We start from the raw sequence: 18823 nt of genomic DNA, 5'->3' as shown, positions 1-18823 counted from the left end.
GTTGAACTGACGTAATGGTATCACATCTTTAATTTGACGCTTCTCAGATATAAAAAAACCGCCCGGAGGCGGTTGATTCAATCATCATTTGTTATTGCAGTTTGGTTTGTACAAACGCAAGAATCTCTTCCATTAAGCTGTCGTCAACTTTCTTCAAGTTCAACGCCAGGCTGCTACCTTTTCGGCTATAGCTTGCTCGACCTTTAACTAAGTCGACTTTTTCCGTCTTCTTGCCAGGTTTTGCTGGTGCAAGTTCAGTAATCCAATTTTCGATGCTTTCCGTGACTTCTTTTGTCAGACGAGCAACGCCTTGAGCTGTGCTTCGCTGCCATAAAAACCCTTCGCTAGAGCGACATTTATCTAACAGCTCTTGCTGCTGCTCTGGCGTCAGCGTTGAAAACTGTTTGTGCAGTTTCACGATAGTTGGACGACCGAGATCGCCAACATTCGGATACGCTTGAAGCAGTTCTAACGGTAATGCTGCGGCTTTTAAAGCGCCACTTACCAACGCTTCACTGCACTGGAACATTTTTGCCAATGCTTTCTGATCTTCAGCTTCACCACTATCAAGCTTAGCCTGCATCTCTTTCCCTTTTTCATATAAAGAGAGCGGCTTGTGAGCATTTGCCACATCAGACAAAAACTTAGCATGGTCAGTATTAATGTTGTCAGCAACATAAACCAAAAAGTCTTGTTCAGCGAGGATACAAGACATGCGACGACGGCTACCATCTAAAACTTCAATCTTGCCATCTTCAGTTCTACGACCCACTGCTGGATATTGTTGGCCACGCTCTTTGAGTGTGACTAAAACATCAGATAACGCATGTTCGTTTAAGAACGATTGCTCACGAGCGTTATCAACAAATACTGTTGTTTCTGTCGCAACTTTATTTGCAGGAATACGCACAAGTTCAAACTGAACAATATTTTCACCTGCAACTGCTAGTTCAATCGTTTGAGCTTTCTCTTTTGCCGCAGTTTGCGCCTCTTGCGGAGTCACAACACGACGCTTATTCGTTTTGCCAAATAATTTCGCGTTTAATTCAGACGTTTTCAAAGCCATTTACTTATTACCCCTGATTCAATGACGGCCAATTAGAGTGCAGCACACGCTCTAATTCCAGTGCGCTCTTATGAACAGCGTCTTGCGCGGTAGCTAGTGTCTTCTTACCGCCTTCAAAATCGCTTACTGTCAGATCAAATACTGTGCTGTAGGTATCGGCACAGGTTTCAAACGCACGGCTACGAGGAATAGTAGCCATCATAACTTGGTCACCTAGAAGATAGTTCATTTCAGTTAAAACAGAAACTTGCTTCTTATTGTCGTCCTCAAACATGGTTGGCATCAAGCGAACAAACTCAAGACCATTCCAGTCCTCCGGGAACATTTCATATACCGTAGGCAAATGCTGGAAGAAGTTTACTGTTGAAGCCCAGTCCAGACGCTTAGCCGCACAAGGAATTAGCAAGGCATTTGATGCATACATAGCATTCCATACTAATGGGTCAACGTGTGGACCGGTATCAATCATAATGATATCGAAGTCATCAGCAATTTTATCAATCAGTTGCTCTTTCAGCAGACGGACGATATCGAGTGATGGGTCTTCAGATAGCGTTTGCCATGCTTCCGCATTAAACATCGCGTCTTCTGGAAACGCTGAAATCGACTTTAAGTTCGGATATTGCGTTGGCAGCAATACGTTTTTACGTAAAAATTCACTGTCAATTTCCACACCATCAGGCACGTTACCCAACATAATGTCTACCGCAGAATAGATATTATCATGCTCTGCCATGCTGATTTGCGGGTTAAGGAATAAACGTAGCGAGCCTTGTGGGTCTAAGTCGATTAAACAAATACGGTATCGTTTATCCAAATTTAGCGCTAAACATGCCGCTAAATGAACCGCGGTCATTGATTTACCTGTACCGCCCTTTTGGTTCTGCACATTAATAATCCAAGGTTTGTTACCTGAATTCTTTTTACGCTCATGAAATTTAGGCACTTCAGCCGCATCCATGAGCATGTGTGCTTCTTCTAACGTAATTGAATAATGATTCGCGTTGTTTTTAGTAAATTGATGCCCAGCGGCTTCCATTTTACCAATCGCGTCGTCGAGCTTACGGCGAGTTAGACCAGAACGGGTTTCCATCATCGCTTTCGACATTGGTGGGAAGTAGTTATCGCTTCGCTCTTCTAAAACAATTTCAATACGGTCAGCTTGAACCTGCTGAGTCAGCTCCGCTAACTCAAGAAGGTTTTCAATCGTTTTTTCTCTTTTCATGCCAAATTCCGTTGGAAGGATTTACAATTGCAATTGTACAGCAGTAAAGACCAAAAACAACAAAAAGGTGCACGAACATTTTGAATTACCATCACATAAAAAAACACCCAAATCGACGCTTTTATGATTTATGGTCAAAAAGATAACTATTTTTAATCAAATAATCTTCTCATAAGTGGACACCTAAACTTAAAAATAAAAAGTGTTACAGCGTCACTCATTTACAATGTAAATCAATTTTCTACCGGAACGATTATAATCTTAAGCTAAATTACGGGTTATGTTAGACCAACCTAATTTAAACGATAAATAGTAAGTAATATCGGAACAATAAAGACCTGAACACCTTGATCATGTCTCCGAGCAAAATAGGGCAGTTCCAGCGAAACATCTATGGAAGTATGATCAAGGTATGCTTATGATCATGCTTCCGTGTTAATAAGCAAATCCGAAAGCATGATCATGGAAAAATAGAGCAGAGTACGGTGTAAACACGCAAATAAAATAAGATCCATTAATCGGAAATATGATCAAGCCTTAGAATCTCTCGGAAGCATGAGTTTTCTTCTCTGATTTACGGTTGAGTGCAGACAGAATGGGGGATTGAGCAGAAATTGACGTTATAGAAGCCGGAACAATGAAATTGCTCAAGTTGCTATGATAAATCACGCTCTCATGATCATGCTTCCTGTAAATAAGCAGAGACTAGGATTTACTTCTAAATATGAGCGACTTGAATGTATTTTAATCAGATGAGTGATATCTCATCAATATGGGCGCCAGAACGATAGATATATTGGCTCTTGATCATCGATCCGAGTATAAATAACATCACCAATGCACAATATAATCATCGTGAAGATCATTATTAAATACTGCATCTGTGGATAACCTGTAAAAACATCATGATCAGCGTTTCAAGACTCTTTTGATCATCTTTTCATAACCTTAATGATCATGCTTACGAATAAATATGATCATGCTTTCAGGTTATTGTTGATCATACTTTCAGACTTCTTATGATCATAGTTCCGAAACACATGGAAATAATAGTCTTATAGAACAAAAGCTTAGCGAGAAATTTCAAGCCAGATCATTAGATCATATAATCAATTAAGATCAGATTAATCAAAAAGATCAGTTATTTAAAAAACAATCTTTTTTCTTTATTTATGATCTGTTTTTCTTTATTCTTCGGAACCATAGCACAACTACGGCTAGTGTGATCTGGATCTAAAATGACGGCTGATGAAAAAATTCTGATTAAAGCACCGAGAAGCCACAAAGATGGCCATCTTTTTGAGGTACATGAATCCTCTGCGGATTGGGTAGAGCAGTACCAACATTTCAAAGGGGTGACCAAAAGCATCTTAGAGTTGCTTAATCTGATCTCATTACGAGGCTTCAGCAGCAAGGATGGTTTGGTTTCAACCACAGAGATTGTTGAAGCAACAGATGGGCAACTTACACGTGCAGCTCTGCAACAACGTTTGCGCGCAGCAGTAAATATTGGTTTATTTACTCAAACACCAGTGCGTTTTGAAGAGGGACTTGCTGGTAAAACGATGCTACATAAATTTGTGAATCCAAATCAGCTTATATCTGTGTTGGGAGCAACAAGTCTTGTTACCGACAAAGTTCGCCAGAACGAGAAACAAAAACGTTCGAAAGCATTGGCTCAGACTCAAGTAAACAAACGTTTGTTGAATGAGCACGGGTTAAACACACCTCCCACGATGAAAGATGAAGCCGATCAATTTGTTGTATCTCCAACAAATTGGGCTGGGATCATTGACCAAGCACTTGCGCCACCAAGAACTCGAAAAAGTTATCAGAAATCCATGGTGTCGATCTCTGGCACAAAAGCCGTTATCGAGACGCGATCATCCAAAAATATCATGACTGTGGATGATCTCATGACCCTGTTCGCTCTCTTCACGTTAACGGTTCAATATCATGATCATCACAAAGATCAGTATCAGCTTGATGCGGCTCACGTACCAAACAAAACGCCGCTATACATCACTGATATTTTGTCGCTCAGAGGCAAAAAAGACAGTGGCCCAGCTCGTGATTCCATTCGCGATAGCATTGATCGCATTGAATTCACTGATTTTCAGCTCCATGAACTTACTGGACGTTGGCTAAGTGAAAACATGCCAGAGGGCTTCAAAAGTGATCGTTTTCGTTTTCTTGCTCGAACCATCACGGCCTCTGAAGAGGCACCTGTGGAGGGAAGCGATGGTGAAATTCGTATCAAGCCAAACTTATATATTTTAGTTTGGGAACCTTCGTTTTATGAAGAGTTGTTAACACGCGATTATTTCTTCTTGTTTCCGCCAGAGATCTTGAAACAACATACTTTGGTGTTTCAACTGTACTCTTTCTTCCGTAGTCGCATGGTTCGTCGTCACACGGATTGCATGCTACTGAGTGAGTTAAACCAGAAACTTGCACGTAACATTGAATGGCGACGTTTCTCCATGGATCTGATCCGAGAACTAAAGCGTTTGTCTGATGGAAAAGGGAATGATGATCTATTCGTCGTTAATTTGTGGGGTTATCACCTGACGATCGAAACCATGATCGAAAATGACAAAGTGATGGACTACCAGATCGACATCAAATGTGATGTCGAAGAGGTCTTACGTTACTCGCGAGCGCGAACGACCAACGCAGGAAAGCGTAACATGGCGCCTACGCTGCCAAACCCACTTCGTAATGAGATGGTAACCCGACAACAGCTTGAGGAGCTCTCAGGCATCATAGACGGCGAATTTGAGCCCATTCAACGCAAAGCACCGTCTCCAAGAGGAAATTTAGGGCGACGCGTGAAGCAAAGAAAACATTTGGTAGAGATCAATGCTGATGAGATCACCATTACTCTATCTAAATATACCTCACCAGAGGCTCTAGAACGCAGTATAACGGCTTTGTCTGCGATGACAGGGCACTCGTATGCCTCAATCAAAGAAGAGTGCTCAGATTACATAGAGAAGCTCGATTGGCTAAGGGTAGGGGATGAGCCGATTCCTTATGAGACATTAAGTAAAACCGTCGAGCTGTTTAACACCCAGAACGATGTTAAGCATCTTACCATCGAGCGCCTGATTGCGGGGTTAGCGGTGCGTCGGAAAGTTTGTCGTCAAATCTTCGATGGTCACATGGATGAAATGGTATTTCGTGCCTTGGATGAAATGGCGATTTAAAAGTGTCGCTTGATGTGTATCAAGCTATAGGTGTGATGTATCGGTTTGAAATGTAACAATGTCTTTCGATGATAAAAAACAGACTTAACTCTTACAAACCACTGACATTAGAAGCCAAGCCTAATACTAATATTTATCCCGAATAGACAACCTTTTGTCCTTTCTGATGATTAATAGATTGGCTCATATTGTTACATTCATTCTGAATAGACTTCGCGAGTTTCTCCTCAGGAAACTCGCTTTTTTTTTGCCTAAAATTCCGCTAATTAAGCCTTGATCATTTTTCCGGACTAATGAGGTAAACCTTGATCATGCTTCTTGGGTTCATTCCAATGTAATGAACGCATCAACGCAACATGTGATTCGATTAAGCTATGGGCTTGTTCCTGCCACTTGTTTTGATCACACTGCTGATTACAAAACTCTAACGCCACAACGGTGAGATGCTGAAGTCGTCTCAAACACCAATCTTTGATCAGAATATCAGTCGAGACTTGGCATGCTGCTTGTTCAAGCTTTGCACTCGTATAAAGCAAGGTTTGATATGCTTTCTGAGGGTCTTGGTAGCTTGCATGTTGAAACACGCGTAAACATCCATCCAACCAGCAAGCAATCGCTTTACTTTGAAGATCGCTCAATTCGGGTCCAAACACGTCATCAGGCACCTGATATAAGATCGTTTCCAATTTTTCTACTTGATCATGTTTCCGCTGTTCGTACCACATGGCGATTTGATCTTGCCAAGTACTCAAATCCATTACGCTGCCTCAGTCCATTGTTTTACATAGTGATTTGGCCCTATTTGATCAAATTCGTCGACAATTATGCTGCTACGTTGACGAATTTCATCGGCATCTATCGAATAGTTTGGCTCATTTTTCACTAAGTTACCAAAAGGTAGGTCAGGATCAGGAACGGCAGAAATCAACAGCTTAGTATAAGGATGCTGCGGATTCTTAAGTATTGAATGAGTGTCGCCCCATTCAACGATTTGCCCTTTGTACATTACTGCGGTTTCTTCCGCGATGTAGTGCGCAGTCGCCAGATCATGAGTGATGTATAAAAAACCAATTCCCAGCTCTTGCTTCATTCGTTGCATTAAATTCAACACTCCCAAGCGAATAGAAACATCCAGCATAGACGTAGGCTCATCCGCAAGAATGATTTGCGAACCTACCGCTAAAGCCCTTGCTAAGTTTACTCGCTGACGTTGCCCACCACTGAGTTCGTGAGGGAACTTATTCAATGTCTCTTCAGGTAGTTCCACCAGCTTTAGAAGCTCTTCCAAGCGGGCTGGGATGTCGCGCTCGTTTTTGATTTGTTTATGAATTTTTAAAGGACGTGTTAGGTGATGGCGAATGGTATGAGTTGGATTGAGAGAGCCAAACGGATCTTGAAACACCATTTGTACTTTACTGCGATATTCTTGTAGAGCCGATCGTGATTTGATCTCATTTATGTCAGTGCCATTGAAAAGGATCTCGCCTTCCGTTGCAGGATAGACTTTGGTTATTAAGCGAGCGCAAGTACTCTTACCGCAGCCTGACTCTCCAACCAAAGCCAAGGTTTTTCCTGCGTACAGATCAAAAGTCACTCCTTGAAGCGCACGAAAGGTTTCCTCTTTCGCTAAACCACCGCCCACTTTGAATTCTTTAATCACATTTTTCATTTGGATGATAGGCTGGCTCATGGTTACGCTCCTTGTAACTCTGGTTGTTTGTGGACGTCATGGATGTTTGGGAAAGAAGCCCATAGCTTTTGCGTGTAGGGGTGTTGAGGATGATTGCGTATATCGTATGCTCGATTGACTTCGACGATTTCTCCGTGACGCATGATTGCAATTCGATCACATAGTTGGCTCATGAGTGCCAGGTCATGAGTGATAAAGAGGACTGAAAAACCGAACTCATCTCTAAGCTGATAAATTTGCTGTAAAATTTCTCTCTGTACCACTACATCTAATGCTGTTGTGGGTTCATCCATAATGATCAGTTTTGGATTTAGAGACAAAGCAATGGCTATCACCAACCGCTGACGCATTCCTCCTGAAAATTGGTGAGGATATTCTGCTAAGCGTTCTCGAGGAATATTGACCAAGTCCAACAACTTTTCTGCTCTATCTTTTGCTTGAGCGTTAGTGAGGCCTTGATGGTGTCGTAACACATCTGCAAATTGCTCTTGTATCGTTAAGACAGGGTTGAGTGAGTTCATCGCGCTCTGGAACACCATGGCGATTTCACTCCACCTTAGAGCGGTCAGTTCAGAGTCTGAGATACTAAGGATATCCTTGCCATCAAACCATATTTTACCGCCAGAAATGAACGCTGGCGGCTTATGAAGACGATTTATTGAGAATGCGATTGTGCTTTTACCACATCCAGATTCACCGGCAAGACCAAATACTTCGCCTTTGCCGATATCAAAGCTGACGGACTTTACCGCATTAAAATCACCATTATCAGTGATGTAATCGACGCACAAATCTCGGATCTGGATGACCGGGTCATTGTGGTATGCATGACTTAAGTTAATACCATCCATATAAACACCTAACCAATATAAAAGATAATTATTATCATTATCAGGTGTGGCGGTTTTTAGAAAGTATCAAACCATGAATCAGTGAAGTGACTCGAAAGTTAGGTGAAACAGGAAGTGGTGTAATGCGTCGTTGATAAAACTAAAGAAGAGCAGAATTGAGAGCTAGATCAGCACACTTTTCGTAGGGGGAATTACTCAAATTTAATCGTAAATTTGTCCCTTGGCAAAACTTAAATGATGAATCTATTAAGGAGTTAACGAAAGGGCGGGAGGGGTCACATTTCCCTACAGTTTTTCTTACCACCTTGTTCCGGTTTTGCTATAGATTACGCATCGAAAACATGGTGTGTTCGGAGGAAATATGTCCATTAATTCTATCGACCATGACGAGATGACCAACATCGCTCACAAATGGGAATTACCTGATGAGGAAACCGTTGTGAAGCCAGAGAAAACAGTGAAATCAGCAGAAGCCAGAAGACGCATTGAAGCGTTACGTGAGATCCGTGAAAGTGGGTTGACCATTGAAGAAGCAAGGGAGCTTGGCTTGATACACTGATCGCCTCAGGTTGGTTTAGCAACCCATAGGGTAGTCGACGGACTGCCCTTTTTATTTTTTCACTCTATTACTCTCTTATTCAAACTCTCCATTTATCTGTCTTGCGCCTCAAAAGCACGAGTTTCACACTCACGTCCCGTCCCGAAGAAGTTTGACAATCTGACCTTGTGTTACTAGATATATCAGTAGCGATATGCTTTTTGTTGATTATCGCAACCACAAAGCAAGGAGCGCAAGTATGGTTGATCAAATCCTTTTTTATGAGCCCGATGAGCCCCACGGTTTTCTCTCAAATTTTTGCCATGCCCCAGTCAATATCTCCTCCCAAACTTGGCCCACCAGCGAACATTATTACCAAGCCCAAAAGTTTCTCGATGCTCAGTTGCAAAGTAAAATTCAGCACGCAAGCACCCCTGATGAAGCGTTTGCTTTAAGCCGTAAATACGAACACTTTGTCAGAAGCGATTGGGACGATATAAAGTTGGCTGTTATGGCTTTCATCGTTAGGGAAAAGTTTCTACAAAATCCACCATTAGCGCAGCAATTAATGAGAACGGGTAACGCTTGCCTAACAGAGCATTCTCATAAAGATGCCTTTTGGGGAGACGGGGGAGATGGTAAAGGAGAAAATCATCTAGGAGAGATTCTGATGAATGTTCGAGCAGAGCTGAGACATGTTGAGCCTTACAATCTCGTGAAGTTTATCGATAAAGCCAAATTGCCCACCCAGTGGGGCACATTTATGATGTACGGCTTTATTGAAGCCGCGACAAATAAAGAGCATCTTGCTCTGGTCTATGGCGAGCCAACAAAAAGTGCAGCACCACTTATTCGGTTGCATTCGGAGTGTCTTACCGGAGATGCTCTATTTAGCACGCGTTGTGACTGTGGTTTTCAGCTTAATAGAGCGCTACAAAACATCGTCAAAGAGGGATGTGGCGTGCTGCTTTATTTACGTCAAGAAGGGCGTGGAATCGGCTTGATTAATAAAATTCGTGCCTATCACTTACAAGATGATGGCGCAGATACCGTGGAAGCAAATGAGCGTTTAGGTTTTGCCGCTGATATGCGTGATTACGCGTTCTGTAAAGGAATGCTAGAGCATTTGGGGATTGACGCTGTGCGTCTAATGACGAATAACCCACGCAAGCTCGCCGCCTTAAAAGCGGTTGATATTAACGTCATTGAACGAGTGCCATTACAAGAAGGGAATAACCCAAGTAATCAACATTACCTGCAAACCAAGGCGAGTAAATTGGGGCACATGTTTGATCCTAAGTTTGTTAACCACACTAAGTAAGTGCTACAGATTTCCCAGAAACAAAAACGCCAACGTATCATCGTTGGCGTTTTTGTTAATGAGGTGATTCATTGATACTTTTGAATGATTTCATCAATTTCTCCTGAGGCTTTTAATTCAACGAGTCGTGTATTGATGTAATTTTGAGTTTCTGGTTGCATTTGAGGAGAAAAAGCCAGGTAGATTGAGTAGTCAGGAATAACCGAGCTGAAAGGCTGTATCTGAAAATTCTCTAACGGCAAATTGAGTCGCTTTAAGTTGTATAGGACTCGGGATTCCATCTCGACAAAAGCCGTGTCTCCAGGGGTTCGGCTTATCACTCGGTATGCGGCGTTGTAGTCTTTTACTCGCATTTCATTGACACTGCCATTTTCAAAGAACGGTGTTAAATTTGGATAATCAAACCCCAGCAGTAACACAATAGAACGACCATGCATGGTATCCATATTTTTGAATTCTAAAGGCTTCTCGCTACTCGACACCAGTACATGTTTTACAGTGTAAATGGGCTCCTTAGATAAATTTTCCGATTGCACCTTGCCCCAGTTCGGGCTGCCATAAGTTAACCAGTTTGGCTCAGCGCCTTCTTCCAATATGGAAATCATACGTTTAAATGGATAAGTATGATAATTCACTTGGTAATCCGACTCCGCGAAGATAGCGCTGACGATATCGGTCACAATTCCGGAGTGCATTTGTCCCTGTTGTTCAATTTGAAATGGTCGAGCTTGTTCAGCAATGACGTAATAGTTCACTTGATTTGCGGTCACATGAGAACTTACAACAATTAAGCTAAAAGCCAATCTAAGTAGAAGTCTTTTCATCGTATCCTCGATTATTATTTGTGCGTAGCTATATTTAGAGTAGCGCAAGTTTATCGGAGCGGTTTCATATGGATGAAAAAGAGCGATCTCAACGTCGTTTTAGTATCGGCAACCAACTTATGTTGGCGGTATTAACGTTGAGTTTAATCTTTACGGTCATCATTTCTACAGTGAGCTTATATCGAGTTTTTCACGAAGATTTAGCCCATTTAGATGTTGAATTAAAGCAGGTTGAGTCTAGCTATTTATCGAGCTTTTCTGCGAGTTTATGGGTAGAGGATAGGGAGCTGTTGCTGACACAAGCTCAAGGTGCAATGCGTATGCCCTCGGTGGACTACTTACGTATTGCTAGTGAAGACGAAGTTATCATTGAATTAGGTTCGGCGCTTTCTGAGGATGTTGTCGAGAGAAGCTGGCCGATGCAGTATCGGGTCGGCGATAAAACGTATGATCTCGCGATATTAACGGTTCAATCGGATCTTAGCGCGATATATGAAGATCTTTGGCAGCAGTTCTTTTTTCTACTTACGACAGAAGCGATCAAAATTCTTGTCCTCATCATTGGTGTTCTTTGGGTGGCGTTTCGCTTGTTGGTCAATCCGTTACAATTGCTGTCTGGTGCGGTGAGCGATTTTCGTGGCGGTACAGTGCCGAGTAAAGTGACTCTCCCTAAACGATGGTGCTTTGATGAAGTGAGTGTTTTGGCAGAGAAATACAACCGAAGTGTTGAGAAAGTGAAAGAGCACCAGACTGAGTTAGAGGCTGAACGCGATAGGGCAGAAGTCGCTAATCGTAAGAAAAGTGAGTTTCTTGCCACTATGAGTCATGAGATCCGCACACCGATGAATGGCATTATTGGTGTGTCGTCGTTGCTCAATGACACCGACCTCGATCCCCAGCAAAAAGAGTTTGTAGAGATCATTGACAGTTCTTCTCACTCACTAATGACGATCATCGACGACATTTTGGACTTCTCTAAAGTTGAAGCTGGCAAAGTAGAGCTAGAATACACGAGCTATGATCTTCGCGAGCTACTTGACGATGTCATCAGTTTACATAGTGTCAAAGCCAAGCAGAAAAACTTACAGCTGCTCAGCGATATTGATCCTCACTTGCCAACGGAAGTGCAAGGTGATGCCACACGATTGAAACAAGTTCTGAACAATTTGTTGAGCAACGCGATTAAATTTACCGAGCGCGGCCATGTGAAGCTTCTTGTAGCGTTATCTCGACTTGATGGAGAGACCGCTCATATCCGGTTTCGAGTTGTGGATTCTGGTATTGGTATTGCGAAAGAGCACCAACAAGCAATCTTCGAACGCTTCCAACAAGCTGATGGTAGTACCACCAGAAAGTATGGTGGGACAGGGCTTGGTTTGGCGATAGCTGCACAGTTGGTTAACTTGATGGGAGGGGAAATACAACTAACAAGTGAGCTTGGGCTGGGAAGCTGTTTTGAATTTTCGATTCCTGTTGCTGTAATAAATGCACAATCGACCTATACCGACCAACTTAATGTATTAGATTTCCGGAAAGCGGAAGACAACGAAATCAGCCCTCAAGATAATGATAAACCTTGGGTATTGGTTGTTGAAGATACCATCGTCAATCAGAAGGTAGTTCGCATCATGTTAGAAAAACTGGGTGTGCGAGTGAGTGTCGCCAACCATGGCGAAGAAGCATTGCAGCTGTGTGATCAGCAGCCTTTCGATTTGATTTTTATGGACTGCCAAATGCCTGTGATGGATGGGTTTATTGCTACGGAGCGAATTCGAAAAATGGGAGAGTGGGGGAAACACGTTCCAATTATTGCGCTAAGTGCCAATGTCATTAAAGAGGATCAGCAACATTGCTTCGATGTCGGGATGAACGAGTTCGTGGCTAAACCCGTTACCAAGACTCGATTACAACAAATATTCGAACAGCATTTACCAAAAGCACTGAAAATCAGCGCTGTGCCTAAATAGTTAACTTGAAATCGATCAAGTTAAGTGCGTTTCTATTCTGTAATTGTAACTCTGTGTGATATAGTGCCCGGCTAGTATTTAAAGTACCTTGAGGCTGTGAATGTCGTTTAATCTATCCCTATTGCCGCCTGACGAAAAAAACAAAATCGAACTGGATAAGCAGGCGTCGTTTTTGGTTTGGAAGCTCAGAGAGGCCAAATCTGGTCCTGAAGCAATAGAAGAACAGTTGTCCAAGATTAACGATGCTGATGAAAAGGCGTTTTTCCAGCAATCGGTCGAAAAGTACAAACGAGTAATGGGTGTCGCTTAACGCGAACCGTGGCAATGGTTCAATCCAATGCGACGAATGAGGTAACCTCCCTATTCCTTTGCTAAGCGAAATTGAAAAGGTTTCGCTTTTTGCTAAAATCCTTCGCATTAAATTTGAATTTAGAGAGACATCCCGATGGGAAGAAGTTTTGAAGTGCGCAAAGCCTCTATGGCGAAAACTGCAGGCGCGAAAATTAAAGTTTATTCCAAATACGGTAAAGAAATTTACATGTGCGCGAAAAACGGTGGTGGTGATCCAGACATGAACTTGTCTTTGAAACACCTGATCGCAAAAGCGAAAAAAGACCAAGTTCCTGCGCACGTTATCGATAAAGCGATCGACAAAGCGAACGGTGGCGGTGGTGAAGACTACACTCCAGCACGTTACGAAGGCTTCGGCCCTGGCGGTACTAGCGTTATCGTTGACTGTCTAACAGACAACGGCAACCGTACTTTCCAAGATGTACGCCAATGCTTTGTGAAAGTCGGTGCGAAAATTGGTGTTGAGGGCTCGGTTTCTCACATGTTCGATCACCAAGCGGTATTCCAGTTCAAAGGCGACGATGATGAAATCATCCTAGAAACGCTAATGATGGAAGACGTAGACGTTACTGACGTTGAGCTAGAAGACGGTGTTATCACTGTATTCGCACCTCACACAGAATTCTTCAAAACAAAAACTGCGCTTAACGGTGCATTCCCAGATCTAACGATCGATGTTGAAGAAATCACATTCGTTCCGCAAACTCATACGCCTGTATCGGGTGAAGATGCTGAGAAGTTCCAGAAATTCCTAGATCTTCTAGATGACTGTGATGATGTTCAGCAGGTTTACCACAACGCAGAGCTGTAATTAATTCGCTCATATCGTTGTAAAAAGGCTTCTTTAGGGAAGCCTTTTTTGATCGCTTTTTCTCAAGCAACGCTATGCGTTACGATATTTGGAATAACACAGCGACATGATTACACCAAAACAGATACCTTGAGTTAGCATCGCCGTGCCGCCATAGCTAAAGAAGGGAAGTGGGCTACCCATTACTGGCAACAAGCCACTCACCATGCCCGTATTGATAAAAGCATACAGAAAAAAGCTCATCGCTAATGCGCCACTTACCAGCCGACTAAAAAAGTGGTCAGACTGACATGCAAGCAACATAACGCGTGCAGTAATAAACAAGTACAATGCGAGTAAGACTAAACTGCCAACAAAGCCCCATTCTTCTGCATATGTCGAAAAAATAAAGTCCGTATGACTTTCTGGAATAAAGCCAAGTGTTCCCTGCGTTGCATTCATCCAGCCTTTGCCTTTCATACCGCCTGAGCCAATCGCAATCAAAGATTGGATGATTTGGTAGCCCGAACCCAGTGGATCGGACTCAGGGTGCAAGAACTGTGTTACACGGCTCTTTTGATAGGTTTCCATAACGAAGAACCATAAAATAGGTGCTAACGTTAAAATGCTCGCAATAAACCCGCAGATTATTTTCCAGCTCATGCCAGCCAAAAACAAAACGAACAATGCATAAATGATGGTAAAAACTGCACCGTCTAAATCCGGTTGTAGCGCGATTAACCCGGCAGGAATCATTGTAATAAGTAAGCAAAACGCAATTTTCCGACTGTCTGGTCGACCTCCTTCAATATGAAGCATCCAGGCGATCATGATTGGAATGGAAAGCTTGATTAGCTCAGACGGTTGAAAGCGGAAGAAGCCGATATCGAGCCAACGTTGAGAGCCATTGGTGCTATCACCAAATAAAGCGACAGCAAGTAGCAGAGCAACCGCAATAATGTAGAGATATGGAGCTGAGCGCTGATAGCTGGACGCTGGAATCGAGGACATGACCAAGATGCAAACTAATGTCAGTCCGCAGCGCGCCAAATGTTTGAAGAGCATCGCCTCATTAAAGCTACTGGCACTCCAGAGAGTGAGCGAACTTAACAGCATGATCGGAATGATCGCCATGAGTAGTGGCAAATCAACTCTTGGGAAATAACGCTTATTCATTTTCAACGACCTAATAACGCACCTATTTTGAGTGCGAAAACAACTAAAACTCGAAGAGTTCAAACTATTCCGATGCTAAGAATCTCGATTTCGAAACAACAGACACCATGCAAAGGTGTGTAAGAAAGGAGAGTGCGCACTGTCTGTTATGGGTAGCTGTGGGATGGATAAATACACTAGCCTCAGATTTTAAGCCAGTGTTTTTATTGTGACTGCCGTAAAAATGTAGCGTTACGAATGAACGGAATTGTATTTTCTGTTTAAGTGAATGTCATTCATCCTCTCTCAATACCATTCACTCCGCATAACTGCCATTGGTCGCATGCAAAAGCAGCGTGCGATCTTCTCCCTTAATCTGAAACCATCAAATCACGTTCAACTAAGGACAGTACATGATGGTTTCTCAATTTCGCTCAATCAAAGCTCTTAAACTGGCAAGTACCTTTATCGCCGCATTTGCACTCAGCAGCAATCTGACTCTGGCTAACCCAAGCGAGCGCACACTCAGTCAATTCAACCAAGCGGCGCAGGGTGACTCTGGTTTAGTTGATACCGTTTACGGCGAATTATCCAAACAACTTGAAGAGCAGGGCGCAACGCCGGTGACCTTGGTGTATTTAGGTAGTGCTGAAACGTTGCAAGGTCGTGAGGCGTTTATGCCTTGGAACAAGATGAAGTTCACCGAGCGCGGTCTTGCCACAATCCAAAAAGGTTTGGATTTAATGGCGAATCAACCAGTGCCGCTACAAGAGCAACAACGCTTACAAGGCTTGCCGGAATATCAATTAGCCACTGCCATGGCAGCCACCACTTTTACTTCTCTACCTGACATGTTCAATCACTTTGAGCGTGGCTACGAGCTGTACCTTTCTCTGCTCGATGAGCCGAGTTTTAGCCAGCAACCTTTTGCGGCAACGTCTTGGATTTATCGCTACGCCATTGAAGCAGCACTGCGTGCTGAAGATGTTCAACAAGCCAAAACATGGTTAGCGCAAATGGAGCAATTGGGCGACAGCAATCTAGAAACGCAAACCGCGAAAGCGCTGTTAGCGAAATATTAGGGAGGCGTCATGATCGTTTTTAATCAACTTAGCCGCGATTACGCCCTTGGCAGCCAAACGGTGCATGCATTGCGAGATGTGTCTGGTGAAGTGTTTGCGGGCGAAATGGTGGCATTATGCGGACCGTCTGGTTCAGGCAAAAGCACCCTACTTAACGTGCTTGGCATGCTGGATACTCTATACCAAGGTCAGGTGACATTTGCAGGCAGCCCATACCCAACCGGACAAATGCAGGCTGCGAAAATGCGCCGTGAAAAGCTTGGCTTTGTGTTCCAAAAATTCAACCTTGTTCCCGTGATGACGGCACTAGAGAACGTGGCGTATCCGCTACATCTCAATGGCTTTTCAAAAGTAGAACAAACCGAGCTCGCCACACAAATGTTAGAGCACGTTGGCTTAGGCGAGTTTATTCATCACATGCCAGACAACCTATCAGGCGGCCAGCAGCAGCGTGTGGCAATTGCACGCGCCTTAGTGCACAAACCGGCATTGGTGATTGCCGATGAGCCAACCGCAAGTCTTGATAGTCAAACTGCTAACAAGGTCATCGACATTATGAAAGGGCTCGGACACGAGCTTGGTACCACTTTTATCGTCGCCACACACGACCCTCGTATGGCATCTCGCTGCGATCGAACCATTGAGTTAGTGGATGGCAAAATTACCCAAACGCACGCGAGTGTGGAGGAGGTTTCATGGGCAAGCTAATTCCCGTTTCGGTTCGCCTTGCTTGGTTGAACCTGCAACGTAATCGCCGCCGCAGTTTGTTGTCGATGCTGATCATCGCCATTGCCGTGTTTGCCTTAACCAGTGCGGGTGGTTTTGGTCTGTACACCTACGACAGTTTGAAAGAGTCAACAGCACGTGACACGGGGCATCTGACGTTAACCACGCCGGGTTACTTCGCCAAAGAAGAAGAGATGCCGCTGAGTAACGGTTTAACTCACGCCGACGACATCACCAAGCAATTGATTGGGTTGAATGAAGTGCGAGGCGTGCAGCCACGAGTTGAGTTCAGCGGTTTGATTTCCAACGGCAACAAGTCATCGATCTTTATCGGCATTGGTGTTAACGAGCGCGAATTCGATATGAAAGGACCGTTTTTAGACGTGCGTGAAGGGCAGACGCTGTCCAACATTCATGCATCGCGTTATGACCCTGCAGAGCCAGAAGTGATGCTTGGCGTTGATTTAGCGAACAACCTAAGCGTGCACGTTGGCGATTGGATTACCTTGCTGGCGACCACTACCGATGGCGCATTGAATGCGTATGACTTCAAAGTACGAGGCATCTACTCAACAGGCGTGCCTGAGCTTGATAAACGCCAGCTTTACGTACACATCAACAGCGCGCAATCGCTGCTCGGTTCAGACAAAGTCAGTGCCTTATCTGTCTTTCTGTTCGACACCAGTTTAACGAGCCAAGTCGAGCAACAAGTGGCTTCGGTTCTGAGTAAGCAAAAACAGAACTTTGGTGATCAAGATATTGAAATTACGCCTTGGCAAGAACGTGCGTTCTTCTATCTCAAAGTGAAAGATTTGTACGACCGTATCTTCGGCATCATGGGAGCAGTAATGGCGCTGGTGGTCTTTGTCGCCCTGTTCAACACCATGACCATGTCGGTAACGGAACGCACCCGTGAAATTGGCACCTTGTCAGCACTTGGTAGCTACCCTCGTGAAATCATTGCTGGGTTCTTGCGCGAAGCAGGCTTACTCGCAGTGATTGGCAGCTTAATCGGTGCTTTGTTTACGGCGCTAGTCACCGTCTTACTGATGGTTGTGGATGTGCAAATGCCGCCACCGCCAGGACGCACAGAAGGTTACCCATTAACGATTTACTTCTCTTGGGAGCTGGTAGCTATAGCAGGATTCGCGGTATTGATGATTTGTTTGGTTGCGGCGTTTTTCTCGGCGCGCAAAGGGGTGAACAAGCCAATTACGGAGGCACTGATTTATGTTTAATTTCAAATCACTATTACCAATTGTATTGCTGACGGCAATCGGCGTTGCAAGCATGAATGTCAGTGCGAATGAAACAGCGCTAGATGCACAGCAAGTTGCGCAATTGATTGAAAAAGCCGACAGCTACCGCTTGCAAGATGATTCCTCCAAAGTGGTGTCACTGGTGCGCTTATATCAAGACCAAGAGTTAGATAAAACCCGCCTTTACCATGTGTACACGCGTCCAAATCGTGAATCGCTGGTGGTATTCAAATCGGCGGTTGAAGCCGGGCAAAAGATGCTGATGATGGGCGACAACTACTGGCTGCAAATGCCAAAGAGCCGCCGTCCGATTCGCATTACGCCAATGCAAAAGCTGCTTGGTGAAGCGTCTATCGGCGACATCTCAACCCTGACGTGGAGCCAAGATTATCAAGGTGAATGGAAAGCGACAGAAACCGTTTCGGTGAACGGAGAAAGTGTCGCGGCTTATCATCTTGCTCTAACCGCGAAGACCAAAGGGGCGAGCTATCAGAAGATCGACTTGTGGTTGTCTGAGCAAGATGCGTTTCCTATCAAAGCCGATCTCTACTTGCGCTCTGGCAAACTCGCCAAGCAAGCGCAATATGGGCGTGCAACTGACAACGGTGAAGACTACGTCAGTGAGATGACCTTGCTTGATAGCATTCAGCCGAGCAAAAAGACCGTTATCGAGTATCAAGAGATCGTGCCTTGGCAACTGGATAACAAGTTCTACAACCCAAGTTATTTGCCGAAAGCCAACACGACTCAGCTTTAGTCTGAGCTTTGC

17 protein-coding genes are annotated in these 18823 nt (G+C 43.9%); 10 read left to right on the top strand and 7 right to left on the bottom strand.

Features of this window, described 5'->3' with window-relative positions; translation table 11 throughout:
- Positions 1–91 precede the first annotated feature (91 nt).
- Entirely contained in the window at positions 92–1066 is a 975-nt protein-coding gene (locus tag R7P72_RS04655; RefSeq protein WP_005374504.1) for a ParB/RepB/Spo0J family partition protein, read from the bottom strand.
- Between the two features lie 7 nt (positions 1067–1073).
- Positions 1074–2291: an AAA family ATPase gene (locus R7P72_RS04650; RefSeq protein WP_005374503.1), complete on the bottom strand. Its 1218-nt coding sequence runs from the start codon at positions 2289–2291 to the stop codon at positions 1074–1076.
- 1238 nt (positions 2292–3529) lie between these two features.
- On the opposite strand from R7P72_RS04650, the gene R7P72_RS04645 reads away from it, so the two are divergent.
- Positions 3530–5500 (top strand): replication initiator protein RctB domain-containing protein, encoded by a 1971-nt coding sequence (locus R7P72_RS04645; RefSeq protein WP_017635223.1) that lies wholly within the window; start codon positions 3530–3532, stop codon positions 5498–5500.
- Positions 5501–5790: 290 nt separating this feature from the next.
- On the opposite strand, the gene R7P72_RS04640 is transcribed toward R7P72_RS04645, so the two are convergent.
- Genes R7P72_RS04640 through R7P72_RS04630 form a run of 3 tightly spaced genes read right to left on the bottom strand, consistent with a single transcriptional unit; the run spans position 5791 to position 8041 of the window.
- The gene (locus R7P72_RS04640; protein WP_047102478.1) at positions 5791–6258 is read right to left on the bottom strand and encodes a hypothetical protein; all 468 of its coding nucleotides are present in this window, start codon (positions 6256–6258) and stop codon (positions 5791–5793) included.
- Positions 6258–7190, bottom strand: coding sequence for an ATP-binding cassette domain-containing protein (locus tag R7P72_RS04635; RefSeq protein WP_176311381.1), 933 nt, complete (start codon positions 7188–7190; stop codon positions 6258–6260). The genes R7P72_RS04640 and R7P72_RS04635 overlap by 1 nt, the downstream gene beginning before the upstream one ends.
- A gap of 2 nt (positions 7191–7192) precedes the next feature.
- Complete coding sequence (locus R7P72_RS04630; RefSeq protein WP_005374497.1) at positions 7193–8041, bottom strand: ABC transporter ATP-binding protein; 849 nt, start codon at positions 8039–8041, stop codon at positions 7193–7195.
- Positions 8042–8402: 361 nt separating this feature from the next.
- Between R7P72_RS04630 and R7P72_RS04625 the strand changes: the two genes are divergently transcribed.
- On the top strand, positions 8403–8600 hold the full coding sequence (locus R7P72_RS04625) for a PA3496 family putative envelope integrity protein (protein ID WP_005374493.1): 198 nt from the start codon (positions 8403–8405) through the stop codon (positions 8598–8600).
- A gap of 238 nt (positions 8601–8838) precedes the next feature.
- The gene (ribA, locus tag R7P72_RS04620) at positions 8839–9900 is read left to right on the top strand and encodes a GTP cyclohydrolase II (protein WP_017635221.1); all 1062 of its coding nucleotides are present in this window, start codon (positions 8839–8841) and stop codon (positions 9898–9900) included.
- A 68-nt stretch (positions 9901–9968) separates the two neighbouring features.
- On the opposite strand, the gene R7P72_RS04615 is transcribed toward ribA, so the two are convergent.
- Positions 9969–10724, bottom strand: a complete 756-nt coding sequence (locus R7P72_RS04615; RefSeq protein ID WP_213903355.1) for a substrate-binding periplasmic protein — start codon at positions 10722–10724, stop codon at positions 9969–9971.
- 68 nt (positions 10725–10792) lie between these two features.
- On the opposite strand from R7P72_RS04615, the gene R7P72_RS04610 reads away from it, so the two are divergent.
- The 3 genes from R7P72_RS04610 (at position 10793) to R7P72_RS04600 (ending at position 13853) form a co-directional block, all read left to right on the top strand.
- Positions 10793–12691: an ATP-binding protein gene (locus R7P72_RS04610; RefSeq protein ID WP_042522309.1), complete on the top strand. Its 1899-nt coding sequence runs from the start codon at positions 10793–10795 to the stop codon at positions 12689–12691.
- A gap of 100 nt (positions 12692–12791) precedes the next feature.
- The gene (locus R7P72_RS04605; protein WP_005374484.1) at positions 12792–13001 is read left to right on the top strand and encodes a DUF3283 family protein; all 210 of its coding nucleotides are present in this window, start codon (positions 12792–12794) and stop codon (positions 12999–13001) included.
- Positions 13002–13136: 135 nt separating this feature from the next.
- Positions 13137–13853, top strand: a complete 717-nt coding sequence (locus R7P72_RS04600; RefSeq protein WP_005374482.1) for a YebC/PmpR family DNA-binding transcriptional regulator — start codon at positions 13137–13139, stop codon at positions 13851–13853.
- A 72-nt stretch (positions 13854–13925) separates the two neighbouring features.
- Here R7P72_RS04600 and rodA read toward each other — a convergent pair whose 3' ends face one another.
- Positions 13926–15008: a rod shape-determining protein RodA gene (gene rodA, locus R7P72_RS04595; RefSeq protein ID WP_065275570.1), complete on the bottom strand. Its 1083-nt coding sequence runs from the start codon at positions 15006–15008 to the stop codon at positions 13926–13928.
- Positions 15009–15400: 392 nt separating this feature from the next.
- Between rodA and R7P72_RS04590 the strand changes: the two genes are divergently transcribed.
- From R7P72_RS04590 to R7P72_RS04575, 4 genes are read left to right on the top strand one after another with little or no spacing between them, the layout of a single operon-like run.
- Positions 15401–16069, top strand: a complete 669-nt coding sequence (locus R7P72_RS04590) for a hypothetical protein (RefSeq protein ID WP_171345560.1) — start codon at positions 15401–15403, stop codon at positions 16067–16069.
- 9 nt (positions 16070–16078) lie between these two features.
- A complete protein-coding gene (locus tag R7P72_RS04585; RefSeq protein WP_213906976.1) occupies positions 16079–16777 on the top strand; it encodes an ABC transporter ATP-binding protein in 699 nt (232 codons plus the stop codon).
- The gene (locus R7P72_RS04580) at positions 16765–18033 is read left to right on the top strand and encodes an ABC transporter permease (protein ID WP_102388726.1); all 1269 of its coding nucleotides are present in this window, start codon (positions 16765–16767) and stop codon (positions 18031–18033) included. Before R7P72_RS04585 ends, R7P72_RS04580 begins: the two co-directional genes overlap by 13 nt.
- Complete coding sequence (locus R7P72_RS04575) at positions 18026–18811, top strand: outer membrane lipoprotein-sorting protein (protein ID WP_213906977.1); 786 nt, start codon at positions 18026–18028, stop codon at positions 18809–18811. The genes R7P72_RS04580 and R7P72_RS04575 overlap by 8 nt, the downstream gene beginning before the upstream one ends.
- Positions 18812–18823 lie beyond the last annotated feature (12 nt).

Source organism: Vibrio sp. Vb0888, from assembly GCF_033338835.1.
Lineage (GTDB): Bacteria > Pseudomonadota > Gammaproteobacteria > Enterobacterales > Vibrionaceae > Vibrio > Vibrio alginolyticus.
Note: the sequence above shows the minus strand (reverse complement) of the source record. Positions and strands in the feature narration are given on the sequence as shown.

Excerpts from the sequence above, each read along its gene's own strand:
- R7P72_RS04655 (WP_005374504.1), bottom strand. The coding sequence starts at position 1,066 with ATGGCTTTGAAAACGTCTGAATTAAACGCGAAATTATTTGGCAAAACG.
- R7P72_RS04650 (WP_005374503.1), bottom strand. The coding sequence starts at position 2,291 with ATGAAAAGAGAAAAAACGATTGAAAACCTTCTTGAGTTAGCGGAGCTG.
- R7P72_RS04645 (WP_017635223.1), top strand. The coding sequence starts at position 3,530 with ATGACGGCTGATGAAAAAATTCTGATTAAAGCACCGAGAAGCCACAAA.
- R7P72_RS04640 (WP_047102478.1), bottom strand. The coding sequence starts at position 6,258 with ATGGATTTGAGTACTTGGCAAGATCAAATCGCCATGTGGTACGAACAG.
- R7P72_RS04635 (WP_176311381.1), bottom strand. The coding sequence starts at position 7,190 with ATGAGCCAGCCTATCATCCAAATGAAAAATGTGATTAAAGAATTCAAA.
- R7P72_RS04630 (WP_005374497.1), bottom strand. The coding sequence starts at position 8,041 with ATGGATGGTATTAACTTAAGTCATGCATACCACAATGACCCGGTCATC.
- R7P72_RS04625 (WP_005374493.1), top strand. The coding sequence starts at position 8,403 with ATGTCCATTAATTCTATCGACCATGACGAGATGACCAACATCGCTCAC.
- ribA (WP_017635221.1), top strand. The coding sequence starts at position 8,839 with ATGGTTGATCAAATCCTTTTTTATGAGCCCGATGAGCCCCACGGTTTT.
- R7P72_RS04615 (WP_213903355.1), bottom strand. The coding sequence starts at position 10,724 with ATGAAAAGACTTCTACTTAGATTGGCTTTTAGCTTAATTGTTGTAAGT.
- R7P72_RS04610 (WP_042522309.1), top strand. The coding sequence starts at position 10,793 with ATGGATGAAAAAGAGCGATCTCAACGTCGTTTTAGTATCGGCAACCAA.
- R7P72_RS04605 (WP_005374484.1), top strand. The coding sequence starts at position 12,792 with ATGTCGTTTAATCTATCCCTATTGCCGCCTGACGAAAAAAACAAAATC.
- R7P72_RS04600 (WP_005374482.1), top strand. The coding sequence starts at position 13,137 with ATGGGAAGAAGTTTTGAAGTGCGCAAAGCCTCTATGGCGAAAACTGCA.
- rodA (WP_065275570.1), bottom strand. The coding sequence starts at position 15,008 with ATGAATAAGCGTTATTTCCCAAGAGTTGATTTGCCACTACTCATGGCG.
- R7P72_RS04590 (WP_171345560.1), top strand. The coding sequence starts at position 15,401 with ATGATGGTTTCTCAATTTCGCTCAATCAAAGCTCTTAAACTGGCAAGT.
- R7P72_RS04585 (WP_213906976.1), top strand. The coding sequence starts at position 16,079 with ATGATCGTTTTTAATCAACTTAGCCGCGATTACGCCCTTGGCAGCCAA.
- R7P72_RS04580 (WP_102388726.1), top strand. The coding sequence starts at position 16,765 with ATGGGCAAGCTAATTCCCGTTTCGGTTCGCCTTGCTTGGTTGAACCTG.
- R7P72_RS04575 (WP_213906977.1), top strand. The coding sequence starts at position 18,026 with ATGTTTAATTTCAAATCACTATTACCAATTGTATTGCTGACGGCAATC.